Annotated in this window: 19 protein-coding genes; 8 read left to right on the top strand and 11 right to left on the bottom strand. The window is 44.5% G+C overall.

Features of this window, described 5'->3' with window-relative positions; translation table 11 throughout:
- The 4 genes from BMX50_RS33225 to BMX50_RS33235 form a co-directional block, all read left to right on the top strand.
- Window positions 1-331, top strand: a 331-nt coding sequence (locus BMX50_RS33225) for a transposase (RefSeq protein ID WP_143065327.1), incomplete at its 5' end; no start/stop codon positions are given.
- Window positions 332-340: 9 nt separating this feature from the next.
- The gene (locus tag BMX50_RS33230; protein WP_262494063.1) at window positions 341-1,279 is read left to right on the top strand and encodes a glycosyltransferase family 2 protein; all 939 of its coding nucleotides are present in this window, start codon (window positions 341-343) and stop codon (window positions 1,277-1,279) included.
- 40 nt (window positions 1,280-1,319) lie between these two features.
- On the top strand, window positions 1,320-1,493 hold the full coding sequence (locus BMX50_RS34705; RefSeq protein ID WP_167668172.1) for a hypothetical protein: 174 nt from the start codon (window positions 1,320-1,322) through the stop codon (window positions 1,491-1,493).
- Window positions 1,494-1,793: 300 nt separating this feature from the next.
- Window positions 1,794-2,645, top strand: a complete 852-nt coding sequence (locus BMX50_RS33235; RefSeq protein ID WP_091222209.1) for an alpha/beta fold hydrolase — start codon at window positions 1,794-1,796, stop codon at window positions 2,643-2,645.
- Here BMX50_RS33235 and BMX50_RS33240 read toward each other — a convergent pair whose 3' ends face one another.
- From BMX50_RS33240 to rhaT, 5 genes are all read right to left on the bottom strand, one after another.
- Window positions 2,646-3,428: a polysaccharide deacetylase family protein gene (locus BMX50_RS33240; protein WP_091222219.1), complete on the bottom strand. Its 783-nt coding sequence runs from the start codon at window positions 3,426-3,428 to the stop codon at window positions 2,646-2,648.
- 248 nt (window positions 3,429-3,676) lie between these two features.
- The gene (locus BMX50_RS33245) at window positions 3,677-5,065 is read right to left on the bottom strand and encodes an FGGY-family carbohydrate kinase (RefSeq protein ID WP_091222225.1); all 1,389 of its coding nucleotides are present in this window, start codon (window positions 5,063-5,065) and stop codon (window positions 3,677-3,679) included.
- A gap of 4 nt (window positions 5,066-5,069) precedes the next feature.
- On the bottom strand, window positions 5,070-6,344 hold the full coding sequence (locus BMX50_RS33250) for a sugar isomerase (RefSeq protein WP_091222228.1): 1,275 nt from the start codon (window positions 6,342-6,344) through the stop codon (window positions 5,070-5,072).
- Between the two features lie 181 nt (window positions 6,345-6,525).
- Window positions 6,526-8,646: a bifunctional aldolase/short-chain dehydrogenase gene (locus BMX50_RS33255; RefSeq protein ID WP_091222233.1), complete on the bottom strand. Its 2,121-nt coding sequence runs from the start codon at window positions 8,644-8,646 to the stop codon at window positions 6,526-6,528.
- A gap of 54 nt (window positions 8,647-8,700) precedes the next feature.
- Window positions 8,701-9,780, bottom strand: a complete 1,080-nt coding sequence (gene rhaT / locus BMX50_RS33260) for an L-rhamnose/proton symporter RhaT (RefSeq protein WP_091222237.1) — start codon at window positions 9,778-9,780, stop codon at window positions 8,701-8,703.
- A gap of 218 nt (window positions 9,781-9,998) precedes the next feature.
- On the opposite strand from rhaT, the gene BMX50_RS33265 reads away from it, so the two are divergent.
- Entirely contained in the window at window positions 9,999-11,492 is a 1,494-nt protein-coding gene (locus BMX50_RS33265; protein ID WP_091222243.1) for a gluconokinase, read from the top strand.
- Window positions 11,493-11,694: 202 nt separating this feature from the next.
- On the opposite strand, the gene BMX50_RS33270 is transcribed toward BMX50_RS33265, so the two are convergent.
- Window positions 11,695-12,333, bottom strand: coding sequence for a phosphatase PAP2-related protein (locus tag BMX50_RS33270; protein ID WP_091222246.1), 639 nt, complete (start codon window positions 12,331-12,333; stop codon window positions 11,695-11,697).
- Between the two features lie 145 nt (window positions 12,334-12,478).
- On the opposite strand from BMX50_RS33270, the gene BMX50_RS33275 reads away from it, so the two are divergent.
- The 3 genes from BMX50_RS33275 to BMX50_RS33285 all read left to right on the top strand — a co-directional run bounded on the left by BMX50_RS33275 (window position 12,479) and on the right by BMX50_RS33285 (window position 14,362).
- Window positions 12,479-12,898: a MerC domain-containing protein gene (locus BMX50_RS33275; protein ID WP_091222251.1), complete on the top strand. Its 420-nt coding sequence runs from the start codon at window positions 12,479-12,481 to the stop codon at window positions 12,896-12,898.
- Window positions 12,899-13,109: 211 nt separating this feature from the next.
- Window positions 13,110-13,556, top strand: coding sequence for a Fur family transcriptional regulator (locus BMX50_RS33280; RefSeq protein WP_091222256.1), 447 nt, complete (start codon window positions 13,110-13,112; stop codon window positions 13,554-13,556).
- Complete coding sequence (locus tag BMX50_RS33285) at window positions 13,553-14,362, top strand: N-acetylmuramoyl-L-alanine amidase family protein (protein WP_091222262.1); 810 nt, start codon at window positions 13,553-13,555, stop codon at window positions 14,360-14,362. The genes BMX50_RS33280 and BMX50_RS33285 overlap by 4 nt, the downstream gene beginning before the upstream one ends.
- 248 nt (window positions 14,363-14,610) lie before the next feature.
- Here the strand turns inward: BMX50_RS33285 and BMX50_RS33290 are convergent, their stop codons facing one another.
- The 5 genes from BMX50_RS33290 to BMX50_RS33310 form a co-directional block, all read right to left on the bottom strand.
- A complete protein-coding gene (locus BMX50_RS33290; protein ID WP_091222268.1) occupies window positions 14,611-15,405 on the bottom strand; it encodes an FHA domain-containing protein in 795 nt (264 codons plus the stop codon).
- A 25-nt stretch (window positions 15,406-15,430) separates the two neighbouring features.
- Entirely contained in the window at window positions 15,431-19,507 is a 4,077-nt protein-coding gene (locus tag BMX50_RS33295) for an FtsW/RodA/SpoVE family cell cycle protein (RefSeq protein WP_091222273.1), read from the bottom strand.
- Between the two features lie 3 nt (window positions 19,508-19,510).
- Window positions 19,511-20,938, bottom strand: a complete 1,428-nt coding sequence (locus BMX50_RS33300; protein WP_091222278.1) for a PP2C family protein-serine/threonine phosphatase — start codon at window positions 20,936-20,938, stop codon at window positions 19,511-19,513.
- 90 nt (window positions 20,939-21,028) lie between these two features.
- Entirely contained in the window at window positions 21,029-21,994 is a 966-nt protein-coding gene (locus tag BMX50_RS33305; RefSeq protein ID WP_091222282.1) for a hypothetical protein, read from the bottom strand.
- 18 nt (window positions 21,995-22,012) lie between these two features.
- On the bottom strand, window positions 22,013-23,434 hold the full coding sequence (locus tag BMX50_RS33310; RefSeq protein WP_091222287.1) for a serine/threonine protein kinase: 1,422 nt from the start codon (window positions 23,432-23,434) through the stop codon (window positions 22,013-22,015).
- Window positions 23,435-23,584: the final 150 nt, after the last annotated feature.

Genomic DNA, 23,584 nt, shown 5'->3' on the forward strand with positions numbered 1-23,584 from the left:
CAATGAATTCAAAGACATTAATGACCCGAAGAAATTTGCCTGCTATTCAGGTGTGGCCCCCTTTACAGATGAATCCGGTAGAGTTGTCAAAAAAGCCAGGGTCTCACACATGGCTAATAAGAAGGTGAAGACATTGCTGCATTTGGCAGCAATAGTTGCTATACAACATAATAGCGATCTAAAACGCTTCTACGAACGTAAAGTAGAACAGCAAAAGAAAAATAAAATGAGTGTAATTAATGCTGTCAGAAACAAACTCATCCTAAGAATCTTCGCATGTGTCAATCAAAATAGACCCTATGAAAAAAATTATCAAACATCTATTGCCTAAATCATAGAAATCGATTATAGCAACCATAGGGTTATTGTTGTGAATGATCGCTCAACCGACCGTACTGCCGATATCCTGAAAGATTTTAGCTTACGCTATCCAAAACTTCAGGTGACTACCATAAACACTTTACCAGAGGGCTGGCTGGGTAAAAACAATGCCTTGTACCAGGGGTATATGAGCACTACCGAAGAATGGGTCCTTTTTGCCGATGCCGATATCGTTTTTCATCCTGATGCTATCAACAAGGCAGTCGGCTACGCGGTCAAACAGCAGCTCGATCATTTAACCATATTACCAGAACTCATATCCCGGTCTGCCATTTTAAACAGTGTGTTTGCAACCCTCAGCATTATGCTTATGGTTGATATGAAGCCATGGGAAGCCAAAAATCCCAAATCAAAAGCATCATCGGGTATAGGGGCTTTCAATTTGGTTAGACGTACAGCGTACGAAAAATTTGGCACTCACCGGCGCATCAAACTCCGTCCGGATGATGACCTGCAACTCGGTCGGATCATGAAGCGCGAAGGTTTCAGGCAGGATGTTTTAGCCGGCAAAGGAGCTGTTTGCCTGGAATGGTATAAAAGCCTTGGCGAGCTTGGGCGTGGCGTTCAGAAAAACTCATTCTCTATAGCTAATTATAACCTGGCACAAGCCATTTTTAACGTCATTCATATGCTTTTAACCGTGGCTTTACCAATGCCGCTGATGTTCATTTTTGGCGATACAACAATCCGGATCATGGCCGGGATTATGCTGGTATTCCATATGATTTATATGGTGATAGTACCGCCCAATAAGTGGTGGTATGCGTTTATGATCCCTTTTTCAGCGTTCTTTTTGGCATGGTGTTTTTTAAAAGCATCTGTTGTTACTGTTGCACGGGGCGGCATCTACTGGCGGGATAGTTTTTATTCGTTGAAGGTGCTGAAAGGGGAGGAGTAGGCAAGATGAGGGATCGCTGGGAATGTTAGCGTAAAAAACTATGTCATTGCGAGTAACTATCAGGGAAATCCTGAAAAAAAACGTGATGACGTGTAAAATACATTTCAGGGATGGTGCGCGGGCCGCGTTAGGGATGGGAGCGGATACCGGCCTGTGGCTAATGCCTGCGCAGTATGAGCGTACAGCCCGGCCGCAGGCAACGCCCATATTATAAAATCGTCGCCTAAAACACACTTAATAATCAATAACTTACAATCACGTCATTGCGAGGAGGGACGACGAAGCAATCTCGTAGCTATTCAGATCGGAGATGCATTGATTACGAGATTGCCACACTACGCAATGACATGGTTTTTATTTGTTTTTGCTGTCGATTTTCATCTGCTCATCACGTATGGAGTAGGGCGGGTGACAATAAAAGAACTTTTTTTCGTCCGGGTAATGTAAATAAAATACCTTTCGGTATATTTTTATAGATTATTACTTACCTTGCGAAGCAGCTCTTCCCTCCTTTATGAAAAAATTTAAAACGGTATTTAACCAGGTAAAATCCCTTGAAGGTGCCGAGGCGCCTGATATGAACAGCTTACTCTGGCAGCTCATTTGTTATTCGCCTAAAATGCCGGTGCGTTTGCAGCAACAGCAATTGCTTGATGAAGCCCACCAATTTACGCTTGAAGTTGATGATCCTCACTTTGCCAAATCGGCTTTGAAATTTAACGGATTTATCTGGGGTGAAGGCAACCGCAAGATCATGATCACTCATGGCTGGGGCTCAAAAGCTGCTGATTTTGCAGAACTTATCGCCGCTTTAAAAAACATTGATGGTGTGCGGATAATAGCCTTTGATACGCCTGGCAACGGAAGCTCGGAAGGTGAGCTGTCAAACCTGCTGCTGTTTGCCAAAGCAGCTGAAGCGGTGATCAAAACCTATGGTGCGCCGGATGTAATTATTGGGCATTCGTTGGGTAGTATGGCTAATGCCATGGCAATTAAGGAAACCGGGGCTAAACCTGATTTACTTATCAGTATTGCCCCGCTAACCAATCTAAAGGAAAATTTTATAGCCAGCCTGAACGCAGCTGATGTAGCCCAGACTGCGCAGGATAATTTTTTTGCAGACTTTGAAGAGAAATTTGATATGAACGCTTCTGGTTTTGCCTTCAATAATTTATACCCCGCAGGTTCAATTTCCCGGCATTGGTTAGCCTATGATCCGGAAGATAGAGTTGCGCCATTCCCCTTCCTTAACGCTGTCCTTACAGCTCATCCCGAGGTTGAAACTAAAGTATACGAAGGTCGCGGTCATGAACGGATAATTAAAGATGAAACTGTTATTGCAGACATCATTAGCCTGATAGCGTAATTATTTAGTTGCCATAACCTCGTCCATCGCCTTCATAAAGGTTGTTACCTCAATCTCGTTTCGGTGTTGACTTAAGTATTTAAGTAATTGCCGGTGTGCATCGGCTGGGGTAATCAGATAATCGCCGCCTACACCGTGAAACATAAAAATGCCGAGGCCTCCGCTTTGCTGCACTTTCTTAACAAAATCTATCAGGGCTTCACCAGTTACCGGGTTGCCTGACACGCCCCATGAAGGCACTTTTAAAGGGTCGAGATTTTTAAAATCGGTGATCACAGCATCCGGACCGCCGCCTATACGGGCGTATTTTGCAAGGCCTGCTTTACGCAGGGTATCAACATAATTCACGCCTCCAACCTCAACCTCTGTACATGGATATGCATAGGTGCGGCTACCTGTTTTTCCATCTACAGCAAAAAGCAGCGTGTTCATCTCATTGATCTCGCGCAGCATCATATAGGGAGTATAAATAGCCGAATTATTGGCAGGGTTGGCTTTTACATTGGTGAGCAGGCAAGGATGGTATAAAGTATGATTGGCCAGTTCATAGCCCTTTTTGCCCACCTCGCGCCAGCGAGGCAAAGTGGCTTCGGTCATATTACCCATTAAAAAGAACGTGCCTGTAAGGTGTGCTGAATCGAGCTGGGGGATAGCGATGTTTAATTGCGAATTGATACCATCGTCATAAGTAAGCACAATGATGGCTTTTTTGCGCTTAGTTTGTTGTGCATTAGCAACGACTACAAAATTGAGCAATAAAAGAAAGATGGATAATCTTTTCATGAAGCGGGTGGTTAATTGGTTGCCCTAAAATAAAAAAATCCGGCTGATAACCGGATTTTTAAATGAGTGGCTTATAAAGAAATGTCATTTCGATTGAGCGGAATGGATTGAGCTCGGGGGCGAAAGAGAAATCTTATACGCCTTGTCAAACCCAAATGCATAACGTATAAGATTTCTCCTCAGGCTATCCCTTTGCCCTCCCCGGTGTTCGCCGAAATGACAACAGGGAGGGGTTCATGGAGTCTGTATTATACAACCTCGCTCTGCACCCCCGAATAATACTTGAGCTCAATCAAATCATGCGGCAATGTTTTGGTATTCCATGCATGATGAATGGCAAGGGCGGTACCAACAGCAGTGGCTTGTGCCATTGAGGCCGCGTACACTTCCAAATGCGGAAACGCAAGCGCAAGCAAATGCATGAAAACGCTGTTCTTACTAAAACCGCCGTCAACGAAAATGCGTTTTACCTTGCAGCCATTTAAAACATAATTGGTGGATATGGTTTGCTGGGCAACAATGTCAATCATGAGTTGATGATAAGCTTCAACATCATCGGCAAAACTGTTTAAATCGCGTTGTTCAAATGCCGATTTCTGTAACTGTCCGCTATTTTCAGTTGCCTGCAACGCAGGTTGATTATTTAATCGTGCTGCTATAGCAGGATCATAGTTTATGGTACGGTACCTGATCTCGTCTTGCTTAAAATGAGCGGCAATCCTTTTTACCTGCTGCTCATATTCATAGCCGGTAAACAAGCGCGATGCCTTTACCGGGCTGCCTTTATATTGCAGATAATTAAGACAATCTTGCTTGAGCTCATCGGCAGTAAGCGGCGTTTGATTGAATGGATTTAGGCTGATAGACCATGTACCTGTGGAGATGAGCACAAAGGGCATATTAAAGCTCACGAGATAAGGTATCAGTGCTGCCGAACTGTCATGCAGCCCGATACCAACCTTATAAGTGCTGCCCGGAAACTCGGCAGTAAGTACACTATCTGCAGGGTGTAGTGGAGCCATTTTAGGCAGGATACCTTCATCACTGAGCCAGTTGTGGTAGGTGTTTTTACCAAAGTCCCAAAGAGCAGTGTGGCAGCCAATGCTGGTTAAGTCGCTCACCATTTGTCCGCTGATGAGGTAGCTCATGTATTGCGGTAAATGCAGGGCGTACTTTACCCGCTTAAATACTTCCGGTTGCTCGTATTTTAGCCTGTAAAGTTGTAATCCCGAATTAAGATTGCCCAGAACGGGCGAAGCAGTTTCCAGCGCAAACCTGGCTTCATCACCATAGTTTTCATAAAACTGCCTGCCCAGTTCCGGCGGATATGGTTTCAGGTAATTATACAATGGGGTAAGCGGTTTACCATATTCGTCAACATAAACAAAGCTGGCGCCGTAAGTAGAAAAGTTGACCGCCTTAAGATCAAATTCCTTATGCTTAAAAATTTCGCGCAATGAGTCAAACACTGATAGCCTTAGGCTGTCGAGGTTTTCGCATGCGTCGCCATCCTCATCGTGGGTTTCCAAAAAACGGGCTGTCCGTTCAAAAACTATCTTGTAGTTTTCATCAAACAGGAACAGTTTTTTGTTGGTTTTACCCACATCAAAAACGGCTATAACGGGTATCGGCTCCATAGGCTTACAATCCGGTTGATACTGCTTTTGCTCCTCGTTCGCCAATTAGCTGCTCCCTGATGCTTTGTTGCCTGTAAACAGCTAATGGGTTCAATGCACCGCCTGCCCTTAACCTTGCTTCGGCCAACAACGGACGAACGTCTGTGCGGTAAGCTTGCTGCAAAATTTCTTGTGCAAGCACTACATCATTATCCTGTTGGGCTTGTACCAGGGCAGGAGTATCAACTAAAAGTGCTTGTGCGTAGGCTATCTTAATGGCCTCTACAGATTGAATCAAATCCTCAATAGGGTCTTTTATGTTGTGCGATGCATCGATCATCCAACCTATTGAAGTAGCATGTGTCATGCCGCGGGCGTCCATACCTTCAACCAGTTCGTTAAAGATCAGGAATAGCTGATATGGATTGATACTGCCAACGGTAAGGTCGTCATCACCGTATTTTGAATCATTAAAATGGAAACCTGCCAGCTTGCCTTCCATTAGCAATAATGAAACTATCTGTTCAATGTTGGTACCCTGTAAATGGTGACCAAGATCAACCAATGTTTGTGCTTTTTGCCCTAATTTAGATGACAGCAGGTATGATTGGCCCCAATCGCCAATGGTGGTTGAATAAAAGTTTGGCTCATACGGTTTGTATTCTACCCAAACTTTCCAATCATCAGGCAGTGCTTCATAAATCTCCTGTAAGCTCTCTAAAGTACGCTCAAAAGCACCGCGCATATTCAGTTGACCCGGGAAGTTTGATCCGTCCGACAGCCAAACAGATAAAGCCTTTGAATCAAGCTCAACGCCATATTTAATAACCTCAATGTTGTGTGCAACAGCCTGTTTGCGCACCGCTTTATCTACATGGTGTAATGAGCCAAATTTGTAGCTAAACTCCTGGTTGGGCTGATCTTGAAAGGTATTGGAGTTTACCGCGTCAAAATGCAAACCCAATTGTGCCGCATGCGCTTTTATAGCCAAAGCGTTTGAGGGGATATCCCAGGGAATATGCAATGATATGGAGTTACTGCTGCGGTTAAGCGCATGGATCAGGCCCACATCTTCAATTTTTTCTTCCAGGCTGCGTGGCTCACCACCACCCGAAAACCTGCCGAAACGCGTACCGCCGGTGCCCAAAGCCCAGCTTGGTATGGCAATATTAAAATCAATCAGTTTTTGCAGGATAGCATCCAGATTTTTTACATCACCGGCAACAAAATCAAATTTGCGCTGATGATCTTTTTGCTGCTGATGATTGGCTTCATCAATTTTATATTTTTCTAACTGCATAATTGGTATTGGTTATGATTATATGAGCAAGTTCAGACGCCCACGCTTGAACTTGCTAAATTTATAAATATGTCATTGCGAGGAACGAAGCAATCGCATGCTATACAGAGCGGCTACACATGGCGGCCATGCTTCCGTGCGATTGCCACGCTATCGCTCGCAATGACATGGGTTATTGAAACTACCTCACAAAGGCCATCGCCACGCCGCCATCAACATTTAACACGTTGCCGGTTGATTTGTTGAGCAGACCGCCCGTAAAGGCGAAACATGCGTTGGCAATATCGGCAGGTAAAATTACCTCGTTTAATAAAGTACGTTTGGCATAGTAAGCCGGTAGCTCTTCAACAGTAACGCCGTAAGCTTTAGCGCGACCTTCGGCCCATCCGCCAGCCCAAATGTTGCTGTCGCTGATCACTGCATCCGGGTTAACTACGTTCACACGGATTTTGTCGGTACCAAGTTCGGCAGCGTTTAACCTGCTCAGGTGTAACTGGGCCGATTTTGCTGAGCCATAGCCCGCATTGTTTGGTCCGCTAACCAAAGCGTTTTTGCTTACAATGTTAATGATATCACCGCCGATGTCTTGTTTTTTCATAACAGCTACAGCTGCCTGGGTAATGAAGAACTGGCCTTTAACCAATACATCATACAATAAATCCCAATCTTTCTCGGTATGGTCGGCAATTGATTTAGAGATAGATAAACCGGCGTTATTCACCACGATATCCACACCGCCAAAAGCTAAGGCAGCTATCTCAAGCGCTTCGTTTATCTGGCTGGCATTGGTTACGTCAAGTACGGCCGTTGTGTACGAATCCTTGCCATATTGTTTTTTGAACTCTTCGCCGGCACCTTCCAAACGTTCTGCATTCATATCATTTAAGATAACCACAGCGCCCTCGTCAACAAATTTTTTGGCGATAGCTTTACCTATACCGCCTGCGCTGCCTGTGATCAGGGCGATTTTACCTGACAGTGCTTTTGGCTTAGGCATACGCTGTAATTTAGCTTCTTCCAGCAACCAATACTCAATATCAAAAGCTTCCTGGCGTGGCAACGAAGTATATTCAGAGATAGCCTCGGCACCCTTCATTACATTGATAGCGTTTGTATAAAACTCTGCAGCAACACGGGCGGTTTGTTTATCTTTTGAGAAAGAGAATAAGCCTACGCCTGGATACAGTATAATTACCGGGTTGGTATCCCTGATGGCCGGACTGTTATCGTGTTTACAGGTGTTGTAATAGTCGGTATACATTTGGCGGTAGGCCTCAAATGCAGGGGCCAAACGCGCTTTCAATGCGGTTACATCGCTCAAATCTTCACCCGGCGCAAGGTCGAGCACCAGCGGACTGATCTTAGTACGCAGGAAGTGGTCAGGGCAGCTGGTACCAAGTGGAGCTAAACGGTCAAGATCATTGGAGTTGATGAATTCTAATACACGGGCATCATCAGTAAAATGACCTACCATGTGCCTGTAGCTTGAGCAAAAGCCCCGTAATACCGGTGCAAGTGCAGCAGCTTGTTTTTTACGGTCGGCCTCGTCCAAACTTTCAACTTTTTGTCCGCCAAAAACAGGCCCTTTTTTGCCATAGTTTTCTTCAAGATATTCGGCACAACGCTCAATAACTTCAAGCGTGTTCATGTAGCTTTCATAAGCGGTATCGCCCCAGGTAAATAAACCGTGTGAGCCCAGCATAATGCCGCGGATACCAGGATTTTCGTCTAAACATTGTTTCAACTGCAGGCCTAATTCAAAGCCTGGTTTTTTCCATTCAACCCAACCAATGGTACCATTAAAAAGTTCCTGGGTTATTTTTTTACCGTCTTTTGCTGCCGCGATGGCGATAGCAGCATCAGGGTGCAGGTGATCGATGTGTTTGAATGGCAGAAAGCCGTGAAGCGGGGTATCAATAGATGGCGCTTTTGAATTAAGATCGTAGATGCAATGATTAAACAACTCAACCATCTCGTCCTCAAATTCAACACCGCGATAGATGTTTTTAAGGCTGCGCAAACGATCAACGTACAAGGCAGCTAAACCGCTTTTTTTCAGGGTACCAATATCACCACCCGAGCCTTTGATCCACATTACTTCAACGTCATTGCCGGTTAAAGGATCCTTACTGTTAAGCTTGCATGATGTGTTACCACCTCCATAGTTGGTAAGGCGCAAATCGGCACCCAAAAGGTTGGAGCGGTATATAAGCAGGGCTACTTCATCGCCTTCCAGTTCGGCGGCTTTTGCTTCGTCCCACAAATAGCTTACATGTTTAAATTCAGTTGTTTTCGATGACATATTTTTCAATTAGTGAATTAGCGAATTATTGACTTAGTGAATTTTATTTTTTTATTATTTAATTGAGTTACCATATCCCACAACCAGCACCGATAGTATAATGACTGCTATACCGGCTATTACCGTTGCGAATGCTTTTTTACTTACACCTTTCCACTCTTTAAGCACGAGGCCCCATGTATTGGCTATCAGGATAATGAAAGCCATGTGCAATATCCACGAACTTGCGCCGTTACCCATTTTGCTTTCGCCCATGCCATAAAAAAAGAACTGTAAAAACCACGTTGTACCCGCCAACGCTGCAAACAGGTAGTTTTTAAGTAACGGCGTTTTTTTATCGGTATAATTATCAAACGTTTTGTTGCGGGCGTTCAATATCATACACCATATAAAGTTGGTTGTTAGGCCCCCCCAAAGTATAATGATATAGGTTACATTGTTGGCGTACAGAAAATTACCCTGGCCCGGATGGCCTGCCTGCCATGCATGATTGGCCGTATCGGCCATGGTTTTACCGGCCTCGATACCGAAGTTGAAGCATGCACTCAATATGCCGGATACTATGGCTACTACTATACCCAAACCAAAGCGGTAATCCTTATTTTCCTGTGCTATGGTTTTATCTGCCGATAGCTCTTTTTCTTTCATTGTGCCGGCTTTGCCGCATATGATAATGCCTACAACGCAAAGTAAAATGCCTAATAAAACTGCTTGTCCCCATTGGGTATGCAACATCAGCGTAAAAGTGTCTTTCCCTTCCTTCGGGAAAAAATCATAATACACCGATGGGATTATCGATCCAAAAACCGAACATAGTCCAAGTATAATAGTGCTTCCTAATGATACACCTAAATAGCGTACCCCTAAGCCATAGGTTAAACCACCAATGCCCCATAACAAACCCATAAGGTATGTCCAACCAAGGGTTGCAGTATCCGTATGGCTTATAATATCGGCAAAGCCTGGTATGGTTAACCATGCCGCAAGTGGCGGTACAAGGAGCCATGAAAAAATGCCGCCTACTATCCAGTAGCTTTCCCAGGCCCAGCCTTTTATTTTTTTGTAGGGGATGTAAAAGCTCCCCGAAGCAAAGCCACCGATAAAATGAAAGATGACTCCTAAAATTATTTGCATATTCTCTAATTAGTTTATATTGGTAAGGCTAATGTAGATAATATAAATGCCGGAACTGTCCTTTGCTGTCATGGATGTGACTGTTGACTGTCTGAACTCGAATTTGAAGAATTTATAGAATGGATAGAATATGAACTTCAATAAATTCTTCCTATTCGTTTAATTCCGGTTCAGACAATCCCGGTTCTGTTTATTATTTTGGCGTCAAATACATCACCATGCAGGCATATATTTTAGGGATTGATATTGGCACCGGCAGTACTAAGGCCGTAGCTATAAGTTTAACGGGCGACCCCCTGGGCACAATATCCAATCATTACCCGATTAACAGCCCCGAACCCGGCTATAGCGAACAGGACCCGCTGTTGATATGGGATGCTTTTGTAAAATGCCTTGCAGGTATTACCAGCAAATTGGGGGCAGTTCCGCAGGCCGTAAGCCTGAGCAGCGCTATGCACAGCATTATTCCGGTTGATGAAAATGGAGAAGCATTGCTGCCTATGATGACCTGGGCCGATGCCCGGAGCGAGAACATTGCGCAGGCGTTAAGAAAAACAGGGCAGGGCGCATCGTTATATCATAATTGCGGTACCGCTATCCATGCTATGTCGCCATTAAATAAATTGCTTTGGCTGCGTGAAAATCGAAGCGATGTTTTTGAGGTCGCGCATAAATTTATTTCGATAAAAGAGTTTATCTGGTTCAGGCTTTTTGGTGTTTTTGAGGTGGATTATTCTATTGCCTCTGCAACCGGACTGTTTGATATTGTTAAAAAGGAATGGAATGAAGAGGCTATGACCGTAACGGGCATTACAACCTCAAAGTTATCTACCCCGGTTAATACAACTTATTATCGTAATGGCATCAAGCCGGAAGTTGTTTCGTTAACCGGTATTAATGCCGATACGCCGTTTGTAGTGGGAGCAAGTGATGGCGCTTGCGCTAATTTAGGCAGTCACACCACCGGCCCTGATGTGGCAGCACTTACTATTGGTACCAGCGGCGCAGTACGCATTACCAGCCCGAAGCCGGTTTACAATTACGATGCGATGGTTTTTAATTACCTGCTCGATGAGCAAACTTATGTTTGCGGCGGAGCAGTAAACAACGGTGGCATAGCGGTAAACTGGTTGCTCAAAAACTTTTTACAAAAGGAAAACCTAACCGCTGCAGATTATGATGATTTATTTGCTGAAATAGCATCTGTACCAGCCGGAAGCAATGGATTGATATTTTTACCTTATTTATACGGCGAACGCGCGCCGCTTTGGGATACCAAAACCAGTGGTACATTTTTTAACATAAAACCGGCACACACCCGCTCTCACTTTTTACGTGCGGGGCTTGAAGGAATTTGCTTTGCGCTGAACGATGTGCTTAAAACATTGGAAGATGCTTCCGGAGAGATTGTGCAGGTAAACATCAGTGGAGGTTTTACCAGTTCGGCGGTATGGACACAAATACTGGCTGATATCACAGGTAAAAGACTGGCCGTGCTTCAGTCTGAAGATTCATCAGCACTGGGTGCTATTTATCTCGCTGCGCGGGTATTGCATCCTGAAAATTATGATGTGCTCACCAGGGTTGAACAACAGGATTTTATCGAACCTGATACTAAAAACCATGAAGTTTACAGCAAGATGTTCCCGGTATTTAAAAAGTTGTATAACGATTTAAAGGAGAGCATGCATTTGGCAGATGAATGGATGTGAAATCAGAATGTCGTCCTGCCAAATTATAAAAGGTGGTAAAGTTTAAAATGGGTGTCATGCTGAGCCTGTCGAAGCATAGCGGGCGGGCCTCTACGCGCTCGCCTTCGACAAGCTCAGGGTGACCAGTCCCTTTTTGTTTAATGTCGTTCTTCTTTCAGAGTCCACTGGATTTAAACATTCAGGATGACGGTTTATGATATAATCATTCCAATCCCAACCACTTTGCCAATCTCCAGCATCCATACACAATAACAGGTGCAGCCAATACATCAATGGTATAGTGGATGTGCTGTATCAGCAGCATTATTACCAACAATAGTGCTGCAATTAAAGCTATTATTTTGTCCGTGCGCTTTTGCAAGTGCAGGTACACTAATACCATAGTTGCCGTATGGCCCGAAAAAAACAGGTCTTTAGTGATAAAGGTGTGGCCGTAAAAAACGCTCGTGCTTGGATCAATCAATGGAACAAGGCCAACGGGCGGATTAAGTTTAACCAGGCTTATGGTAACAAAACGGGCTATACATACTAAATTCAGCGTCCAAATGTAACTGATACATACCTTTGGATTATACAATCCACGCCACATCATGAGCAGGCCCATACCCCAGATAAGTATAAAAATCGGAACCGAAAGATCGTAAGATGGCAAATGAGCCAATATCCAATCATGTAATACAACGCCATCTGTGCGGCGTTCGATATGCTTAAAAAAGGTGGGCAGCAGGTTAATGATGATGACTATGACAATGGTAGCACTCAATAGCTTGAGCCTGCTGGCTTTTGTGCTATAGGCGCTTTGCCAAAGTTGTTTTATATGATACAGGGGCTGTAAATTCAATTGCGTTTTTCTATGTAAGGCCGCAAAAATACGGTTTGCTGATTAATATTAAGTAATTGTCAGGTGTTTGTTAATTTAATACGCGCAAATATGCATAATGAAAACAAATGCAATTTAGTTGCATTAACTTATTTATATTTGCATCATGGATTTTCAAAAGCTTTCGCCCAGGCTGGATAATATCGGTATTACCGCTTCAACGCTTTGTGCCGTTCATTGTGCAGTAGTGCCTTTGTTGTTTACCAGTTTGCCGCTGGTTGGTCTTGGGTTTTTAGCCAATGCCTGGGTAGAGTGGGGGATGATCATTTTTGCACTGGCTATAGGCATTTATTCTATTGGCTTGTCATATAAACGTACTCATCATCGGTTGGTGCCGTTAATGATGCTGGTATTGGGTTTTGCCATCATTATGGGCGGGCATGCGTTCGCGACGACAGGAAAAATGGAAGCTATGATAGTTCCTTTTGGCGGCTTGATGATAGCCGCCGCGCATTATGTAAACTACAGGTATACCGGTGCCTGCAATCATGATCATAAAACATATAAACTTAAAAAAGTTGAATAATGGATAAGCGCCACAGGAAATTCTTTTACGCATTTTTGCTGTTTAATTGCTTTTTAAGCCCGGCTTGTAATCATGAAAAGCATAACAGTGGGGTGCCGGACCATCATACTAAGCCAATAAAAAATACCGTTATAAAAGCCGGCAACTAATGGCGAATATTATACGTACCATTATTAAATTAGCGGCCTTATAATTATTACCTGATTAATACATGACACAAACCCGGGATATACATCATTTTGAGCACCTGCTTGATAAGCATCACCTGAAAAAAACTGCGCCAAGATTACGGGTTTTATCGATGATGTCATCAAGGCATACAGCTACCTCACAGCCCGACCTGGAGAGCCTGATGCATGATATAGACAGGGTTACCCTTTATCGTATTCTCAACGCTTTTGAAGAAAAAGGCATTATCCATAAGGTTTTTGATCTGAACGGTACGGCAAATTATGCGCTGTGTTCGTCAAACTGTAACGAGCATGATCATCATGATGAGCACCTGCATTTTAATTGTACCCAGTGCAAAAATGTATATTGCCTTAATGATATGAACCTGCCTGCTATAAACCTGCCTGCAGGTTTTGAACCACATGGCTTTACTTTGTATGCTCATGGCTTATGCCCTAAGTGCAGTAAAAAGGCGGTGAAGAAATGAGATACATCGCTTTCTTAGGGATGATTGTCCTGGTATTCTGGTTTCAAAATTCATTCGCGCAGCAAAAAGATACTATCCCGGCTGTTACTACCTTTAAGTTTAAAACAGTTATCATTGATGCCGGACACGGAGGTAAAGATGCAGGTGCGCGCGGCTCACATTCGTTTGAGAAAAATGTAACATTGTCTATAGCCCTGAAGCTTAAGGCCGCGCTTGATACAGCTATTACCGATGTTAAGTCCATCCTTACCCGTACCGATGATACCTTTATCCCGCTAAACCAGCGCTCGGCTATTGCCAATCAAAATCATGGTAACCTGTTTATATCTATTCACTGCAACTCATCGCCTGAGGGCACTGCCGCCCGTGCACATAAACAAAAAGGGGTGTTGTTGCTGGTATATGGTTTCCACCGCCTTAAGGAACAGGAAGAGGCCGTACGTGAAAATGCTTCTATTTTTCAGGAGAAGGATTATAAGCAGAACTATGAAAGTTATGATGAAAGTGATCCTTCAAACCTGATCGTACTGAATGCTTATATCCAAAAATATCGCAAGCAAAGTATCCGTTTCGGCGATCTGCTCGATGATGAGTTCACCGGGGTAGATGGCCGCGAGAGTAATGGCGTTAAAGAGCAGGGCGTACTGGTGCTGGCCCACAGCGCTATGCCGGCCGTGCTGATAGAAACCGGTTTTATCAATAATCCGGAAGAGGAAGAATACCTTAATTCGGACGAAGGGCAGCACCAAATTGTAATGTCGATCATCAGGGCACTAAGGAATTACAGGAAGGCGATAGGGTCGTAATCTTTAAGAGACCATTTAAATTTGGTGATATAGTTCACAGGCAGCTAATACTTCATTGCCGTTGGTTTTAACCAACGGAATAATGAGCAAGGGTAAGAGGGCTTTAGCCCAATCCTCATGTATAATTAGGCTAAAGCCAAGGCTTCTCAGCTTTTTACCGTTGGTTAAAACCAACGGCAATGAATCTTTTGTATTTTTAAACAGCTTTTGAGACTTAAAGCAGAACGAACAACGCTAAAAGTTGTTATTTAACGCTCTGCCACCGTACTATACAAAAACACCGCCGATTCCCCCAATATCACCTGGTCGCCTTCATTTAAAGGGTGACCTATCTGGGTGGAATTAAGTTTGATCATTTTGCCATCGGCAGCTATATGGATCTTGGTTTTGTTGCGCGGGGGGACACCACCTTCATCGGCAAAGATCATGAAGCGTTCGCTTTCGGCATCCCATTCAATATGGGCATGTTGTCTGCTGATGTATTTATTACTGTCATCCCTGCTTTCTCCCGGAAAAACCAACTGATTAAGCCTGAACGAACCATTTTCGGTAACCGCCTTTTTATCCCTGCCGATATTGAGCTTAGGGTCGGTAGCTTTGATCAGGTATTCTTCTTTTTCGGCCTCACCGCTCAGTATCCGTAAATAGGCTGTAAAGGAGGCTGCATTATGGGCAACCTGCTTACGGGTGTTCATGACAAAAGCTACGTCCAGGTCGTGCATCCTTCTGGCATCTGCCGGAAACTGCTCCGTGAATTCAACATCAAGTGTCCAATCCGGAGGTAAGTTAATGGCAAAATCGTCGGCTATTTTTTGAACTTCGTTTTTGAATAGCTGTTTATCGTGCACATAAACTGCCCCTTCGTAGATAGACTTGTCATCAGCATCGGAAGCTATAAAAAGTTTCAACTCTTTGATATGGCCGCCTTCGCCACCTTCTATCTTTTGCAGCGATTCTTTTATGAAACGTAGTATTGCTTCGCGCAAGCTTTTTACATCCCAGGGTTGCTTTTCGCCGCTTCTTTTAAATAAACTAAATGCCATTTGCTCTTTCCTTTCTGCTTAAACACTATTCTTCGGTAGTGGTTTCCGTTTCCATGCTTTTAATATAGCCCTTCTTTAACAGGAATGGGATCACATGGTTACCCGCGAGGTGCACCGCGTCAGATGATCCGCGAGTCGACTCAACCCGGATACATGTCACTATATAACCACTGCCCTTTTCTTTTGGTGCAAAGAAAACATACCAGCCGTCGTTAACGCTCTGGTTCCTGACAATACGTTCAGGCGTACCTGTTTTACCGGCCACCTTTATCCCTAATATAGGAGTTTTAGGCGCACTTTGCTCAATCATGTATTGCTTTAACAATGCTGCATAACGCGGATCATCGGCCAGTTTGATACCGCTTTTTACGGCCACCGTCGAGTCGGCAATTTTTAGCGCATACCTGTTAGGCATCAATACACCACTGTTGGCTACGCCGGATACCAGCCTTGCTACAGCCGCCGGGGTAGCGATAAGTTCACCCTGTCCCCAGGCCATACCCGAAATACCTTTTGCTCTTGTTTTATGGATGTTGTTAGGATCATACCTCGGTTTGGTATTAAATTCCGTTTTACGCCATAGGGCGCGCCACTTATCTTCCTGGGTAACATTCAATACCGGTTTATTATAATAGTAACCACCTACGCCGTGTAAAAACATACCTGTTTTAAGATACAGTGTGGCCATGTACTCTTCAAGATGTTCCTGGTTGGCCAGCTTAATAAAATAAACGTTGTTTGATTTGGCTATGGCCCGCTCCATAGTGATCATACCGGTTTCGTCCGGTTCGATGCCTTTGGTACGGATCCGCTCTTCAGTACTTACATGATATTGTACTTCGGCGGCAGCTATCCCCAACTTATTAAATGCCGACATAGCCGTTAAAACCTTGGCTGTTGAACCCGGCTGACTGGCATAGGTAAAGCCCAGATCGGTAGTGGTTAGCCAGGTTGCCAGTTTATTCTGATCGGCAAGCGGCATGGTAAGCTGGTCCCAGTTATGAACCGGTGGCAACGGATATTGTGCAGAGGTAAGCACATCGCCGGTATTGGATTCAACAATCACTACCGATACACGGTTATCATATAGCGAAGTATCAGATGCAATGGATTGCTGGATACTTGTTTGCAGATCCGCATCCATGGTGAGTTTTACATCGCGGTTTTTATTTTTAAATGCACTTACTTCAGGGCCGTTAATGTCGCTGATGAGCAGGTTGGCTAATGCACTGTAGTCTTTTTTGGCTACGGTCATTTCCTTCATGCCGCGGGGTAAAAACCTGTCTTCCTGGTAGCGCGATGCTTTTACGTTGTAATTGGTGATGGGCATATGAAACCCGCGGAGTTCCGCAGCATGTTCATATTCGGCGAAATAACCGTTGGTACTGCCATTAAAAACGCCTGTGTTTTGATCGCCCGTCCAGAAAAACATTTGTTCCTCAAATGGGTAAAACCTGTCCAACCGCTTATGCATAGCCGAATCCAGGTCATAATGCAGCATGCCCGAAGCGCTTAGTTTATTCTTTTGTTTTTCGATGAGCTCGGGTTTGCTGGTTGCGAGGATAAGTCCGTTACGGTCATAAATTGTACCGGCCTGCAACTTGTTCATCAATATGGCTATACGCGGATTGTAGCTAAACATCCTCAGGCCACTTTTATCAGCAACCAAAGCCGGCTTTACCACCCATTGCTTGTTATCTGTAGTATAGCGGGATACATTGACCACCAGTAAAACTACGCCGGCAAGCGCGGCTGCCAACGCAGGTACCAAATTTTTATCCTGCTGTTTGGTGATATAATCCATTTGTACGGCTGTGCCCCTTACCGATGACACCGACAACAGGAAGCCCGCTGCCAACAGGTTGATCACCAATGATGAACCGCCGTAACTTTCAAAAGGCAGGGAAACCCCTGATAACGGTAATGCCCCGATGGAGCCGCCCGCTATCAGCAGAAACTGCACAAAGGTACATACACCTATGCCCGCACTGAGATAAAACAACAGCGGCATCCCCGTTTGTCTGCCAATAATGATCGAGCGGTGCAGGTACAACAAAAACAGGATGAACACTGCGGCCATACCAGCCCAGCCAAATTCTTCGCCGATGGATGGCAGGATCATATCGGTATGGGCTTCGGGGATGGTTTTGGCAAAACCTTGTCCTACACCTTGTCCGCTTAAGCCTCCGCTGGCCATAGCCCAGAGGCCGTTAGCTACCTGGTCGCCGCCGTATACTTCGTTATTCCAGGCATCCTGCCAAATGGCCTTACGCTCCACCAAGCGCTCAACCGGACCGGGAATAATTTTATCAAGACCGGGAATTTTATCGATGGTTAAAAAGGCAGTGATCACCACCAAAGCCATAATGGCCGATTCGCTCAGCCTCCTGCGCCTGAAAAATACCACGCCCCCAAGCGAAAAGAATGTAATGCCTGCACTAAGCCAGATATTATCAAAGAACCAGGTAGTGAGCACAAATAATACAACGAAACCTGCCATGTACAGGAAATCGCCCCGCGAAAACGAGAACAGGATAATAAACGTAAAACAGATCACCATAGCCGGGCCTAAATCGCCTAAAACCAAGAATAATAATAAGGTGATTACAGTAGCAATAAGCGCGAATGAAAAGAACGACCAGCGCTTGCTCCAACTGGCGTACTGACTGATGAACTTTTCGTTCGTAGCAAAAAATCCCGCAAGGAAAATAACGATCAAATATTTTACGATCTCACTTGGCTGAAAACCCAAAAGGTTTACTTTAACACCGCTACCCTCCGGACCTGTTCCAAACAAAATTGTAGAGAAGAGTATGGCCATGGCTACAATAGCCCAGGGCCAGCCGTTAGCCGCGGTCCTGCTCCACTTAAAAATTAGCAAACGGTAAAAGCCTGAATCTGGGTTAAGCTTGCGCAGATTGAATAATTGAATAATACAAATCCCTGCTATGCCGATACCCAGGTAAATAAGTGTATCCTTAGCCAAAAACCTGTCGCGCAGCGGATCCTGTAAGCTTAAAAGGGTAAGGAGCGAGATGCCGGTAAGCATCATAATGAGCGGTAAAATGATCTGATCAGCGTTTGGGTACCGGGCACTGAGCAACAGGTGTACAATGATAAAACCGGCAAAAAAGCAAACGGCAATGATCCAGTACCACATGTTAAACTCATCCTGATAACGTACAATGAAAGCGCCTTCCTTTTTCAGGATGTTAAAATCGCGGGTGGAGAGCAGCTTGATGCTATGCGGGGCCTGGTTAAATTTAAACGTTACGTCTTTATCCAGCTCATCAATCCCTTGCGAGCGGCCAAACTCAAAACCCGGCTGCATCGGCAATACTGAAAATGCTTTACCGGTCGGCAGCTTGGCAAATACAAAGCGCCCTTCGGCATCTGTACGGGCAAAAGCGGTTAATGATTGCAGTACTTTCTTTTTCTGATCGTTAAGTACGTAAAGCTTTTTGTAGGCAGAGCCATTTTCTGAATAGGAGGTTTTTGCTCCCGTTTCCTCATCGCTAAAAATACTATCGCGGGGTAATATCATGGTCAGCTTTACCAATACACCGGGTATGGGCTCGCCTTTATGCTGTATAGTACCTTTAATGCTGTATTCGCCGAGGTTAAGATCTGTTTGTGCGCCTAAAGCTGGCGGGTTTTTCAATTCCTGCTCAAAGCGGGTTGAATCATCGCCGGTATAACCTAAAAGTGTGCGGGAGGTAAGTACGCGTTTCTTAAAAGTTTCGCCGCCTTTTTCAAAAGCCTCATCGGCATTTACGTAGTATTTGCGTTTGTTGAGCTCGCCGGTATTATCAACCAGGTCGCCTGCTGCTTTACGCGATGCAATTACCGATTCAATGTAATCCACATCCTTCGGGTCATCAAAATAGTAACCTTTTTTAAGTAAGGCCTTTACATTTTGAGCTGTGTTAGGCGAGTTAAGGTTTACGATAGTACCATCCTTCAGGCGCTTATCAACATCAGTAAATTTAAGCTGTAGTACACTGTACAGCCTTACAAATAAAACGGCCAGCAATATGCCTGTAAGCAACAGGAACAGCCGTTCCATTCGCCTGCCGGGTACTTTTGGATTTTCCTGGGCCATTTATTAGTGGGTAGCTTTAGTTGGAACAGAATCGGTTTTGAACATACTGCCAAACAACCTGCCCGAAATGTATTTTTTATTAGGGAACAGGTACGATACCTGTACCGGCGTTAAGCAGTTATTGAACTGCACATTTTTTAACACCAAGGCATCGTTGTGCGTAACGATAGCCGTAGGGAAACCATCAAAAGCAACACTATCCAGCACCACATATTTACAGTTAGCAGCCAGTGCAATGGCAGGCCCCGAGTAGGTGGAATCTTTTTTAAATACGATAGCGCCTTTTGTTTTAATGTAGAGGCTGTCCTTATTGATATGCAGCGTATCGCTTAATATAATAGGCTGCTGAAAATCAGCAGCTGAAAGTAACAGGGTATGGCCTTTTAGTTTATTGATGGTATCCTGAAGTTTTAACTCGGCAGCGTTTTTGATATGCTGAACTGCAAGTGTATCTGTTTTTTTAGGGATGGCGGCCTGATCGGCATTCTTTTTAAACTGCCAGATAAATCCGCCTAAAAAAATAAAGCACAGCAGGGTGAGTATAGCTACCGTACCACCGTTACCTTTTGTTTTCACCACGGGTTCTGGTTCCTTCTGCGTTTTTACAGGGGCCGGTATTATCTCAGGCTGTTCGGGTATTTTTACAGCGACTGCCGGTTTGGTAGCGCTATGCTGTTTGCGTTCCTTGTCATTATGCACTAAAACCACAGTCACGTTATCCTTACCGCCGCGGCTATTGGCTGCATCAATCAGCCTTTTCCCTTTTTGCGGCAGGTTATCGCTGCTGGTAAGGATCTCGGTAATCTTCCCTTTATCAACCAGATCGGTAAGTCCATCGCTGCACAGCAACAGGATATCGCCCGGCAAAAAGGGCGAACTACCTGTTTCCACAAAATCAGGATCTTTATTGATCTGCCCTGCAAAACCAAGCGCTTTATTGATCTCGTTCCGCTTCGGGTGATCCATTGCAGCCTCTTCGGTCAACCTGCCGGAGTCTTCCAGGAAACCAACAAAGGAGTGGTCTTTTGAGATCTTGATGAGCGAATAATCGCGCAACAGGTACAAACGGGTATCCCCTACGTGGGCATAGTAAAACTTATTGTTGATCACATCCACCACGGCCAGTGTAAGCACACAGGCCATGTTTTCAAGATCTTTGTTCTGTACTTTTTCCTCGTAAATACGTTGATTGGCAATAGTGAACGTATTTACCAGCAGTGGTACAATATCGCCTGCAATAAATTGCAATTGCTCCAGGATGGTAGCGCGGGCAATTTCGGCAGCTATTTCACCGCCGGCGTAGCCGCCAACCCCATCAACCACACAGGCTATGATAAAATTACCATCGCCTGATTTTTCGGCAATAAAGGCATCTTCATTGTTTTGCCTTTGTTTACCGGTATCTGTTATCCCGAAAAAATTATTTGCCATGGTTTTAACTGGATTTTTTTATGTCGATAAAATGAGCTACCAATAACAGCACACATACAGCCAGCAGCCCTATTGATAATATTTGTGACATTATGGTTCGGGTTTAAATATGTTGATACCTACTATACCATTAAGCAAGATCCTGGAGTTGAACGGCAGCTCAACCCATTGCGGCGAGTTTACATCGCTCCCGGCTACTTCCAGTTCATTGATCAGGGTACGCTCGCCAAACGATGCCAGGTAAAACTTGCCATCGGCCTTGTTTAGCCTGATGCGCAGGTGAGGGGTGTTTACCCACTCCGAAGGTACTTTAAACACCGCCTGCTCGTCCCTTTCCTCATCATCGCCCGACACCACAATATCGTCATCCTTGATCAGGTACTCTACCTTGCGGCCCACAAACTGCTTATCGGGCATAATAGTTTCCAGTCGGGCAAGTACTTTAGTGCCGGGTTTGGCCACGTCCTTTTCGTTATAATGAAGGTCGTTAGCATAAGGCAGTTCATAATAACCCTCGCTGTAATATGTAAAGCCTTTCAAAACTTCGTTACTGATATCCAGCGTTTGGGCAACACCTGTTTGGCGCGGAATAAAGGTAACCCGCAGGTTCTCTTCCTTTTTGGTGCTTGTACCGGGCAGCAATTTGCCTATAAAACCTTTATCGCCCCGTTTATAATCGGGGTGGGATACCAGCCTGAATACCCATTTAGAGCTTGAAGGTTCCACCTTTTTGCCTACTTCCTGGTGTTCGCGCAGCAGCTCGTAAAATTTTTTTACCGACTCATTAACGATAATACCGAATAACCCCGAACGGTTGTTCACAAAGTCCTGGTAATCTTCCTCGTTAAAGCTGATGATAAACTCATGGTAAAAAACTATCCTGTCGGCAAAGGAAAGCTGTTTGATCGACTCTTTGAATTTTTCGATGATGTACATATACACATCATCGGGCGTGAGCGCTTTTATTTTTACAGCCTCAGCATTCACCGGTTTACCATTGGGTAAAAACCAGTCCTGAAGGCCAATCCGTTTCCAAAATGTTGATTTAGGTTCCATTTCGTATCTGCTAAATCATTAAAAGTTTAAGTTAGAAGTATCCGCTTTTTTCACGCTGTCGCGGTAAAACTGGGTGTCTTCTTTTTGTTGTTTTGCACGTTGTATATTTCGCAATATCGAATCGGCCGTTGAATCAACTTCTGGCGGGATATTGCTTTCGTCCCTGAAATCATTGGGCTTAGTTTCAACAGAGTCTTTTTTTGCAGGCAGAATGACCTTTGTAGCGGCAGTATCAGCGGGCTTTTTTGACGGTTTAAACAGCCTGTCCACCACGCCATGATAAATACGACCGCCAAACTTATCCATCACCACTGCCGAAAACACCGTGAAGCCGCAAAGCAATATCATGAACATGATAAAGATCGGCTTTGACATGCGCACTGCCTTGGGATCAACAGGAGCACTGTTAACAACCTCTACTGGTTGTTTATTCTCGTTTTCCTGGTAGTACAACACCAGGCCTTGCAGCCGTTCGTTTTCCTTCAATAAAACTTCCGTGTTCCATGATTCGTCAGGGTGTGTCGGGCTGATGGCACCAATGCTGCCCTGCATTAAAGCTTCCTGCAGTTCGATGCCGTTGGCGTATCTGTTATTAATGTCTTTTTGTAAACATTTAGCTACCACCTTCAACAACCATGCAGGCACCTGCATTTGCATTTCCTTCTGCTCTTCCGACCAGCTTTCGGGCAGGTTTTTGCGGCGCAGCTCCATTACATCCGGAATTTCCGATTCCATATGGGCCAGCATTACCGCATTGCGGGCAGTTTCGCCGTTATCTTTTAACGGGAAGGGAACCTGTCCGCCAATTAATTCATACAGGATGATGCCGTAGCTGTATACATCCGTTTGGAAATACATCAAGCCTTCGTTTTGCTCGGGCGCCATAAATTCGATAGCCCCGGCATGGCGGATACTGGTGCGGCGCTGATCATCAGACATAGCCGAAAGACCGAAATCAAGCAATACATAGTTGCCTGTGTGTACGTTGAATTTTACGTTATTGCTCTTGATGTCACCATGCTTCACCGACACTTTATGACAGTGCGATAAAGCGTTTGCCAGCTGATCGGCAAGTTTGATGACCTCTTTAATGCTGAAGATAGCCTCGTGAGGCGGCTTCAGCAGATCTTCCAGATCGGGGCCATCAATATATTCCATTTCAATAAACGGGAACGAACCACTTTCGGTAATACCCGAATTAAGGATCTTAACCACATTGGGGTTAGGTTCTTCGTTTACTTTTTTTAGTTTTTCGACCTCGTTCTGGAAGTTGCGAAAATTTTTATCGTCGGTGCTTTCGGTGTGAATAGGTGTGGGCAGGAGTTTTACCGCTGTGATAATTGGCCCATAACGCCGGCCTTTATAAACAGAGCCCTGACCGCCCGTTCGTAAAGCCCCCATGTTTTCCAAACCTTCGGTAATAGTAAATACTTTGCTCATTGAGTTATACTTGGGGAATCAGTATTAGTGACAAATATTAAAAACTTTTTACTCAACATAACGCAGGCATTAGTGTTTGGTATAAAAATATAAAAAAATAACCGCTGATTAGGATGATTTCGTTGATTGCGCTGATTAAGAATTCTGTCT

It is taken from the genome of Mucilaginibacter gossypiicola (assembly GCF_900110105.1).
Taxonomy (GTDB): Bacteria; Bacteroidota; Bacteroidia; order Sphingobacteriales; family Sphingobacteriaceae; genus Mucilaginibacter; species Mucilaginibacter gossypiicola.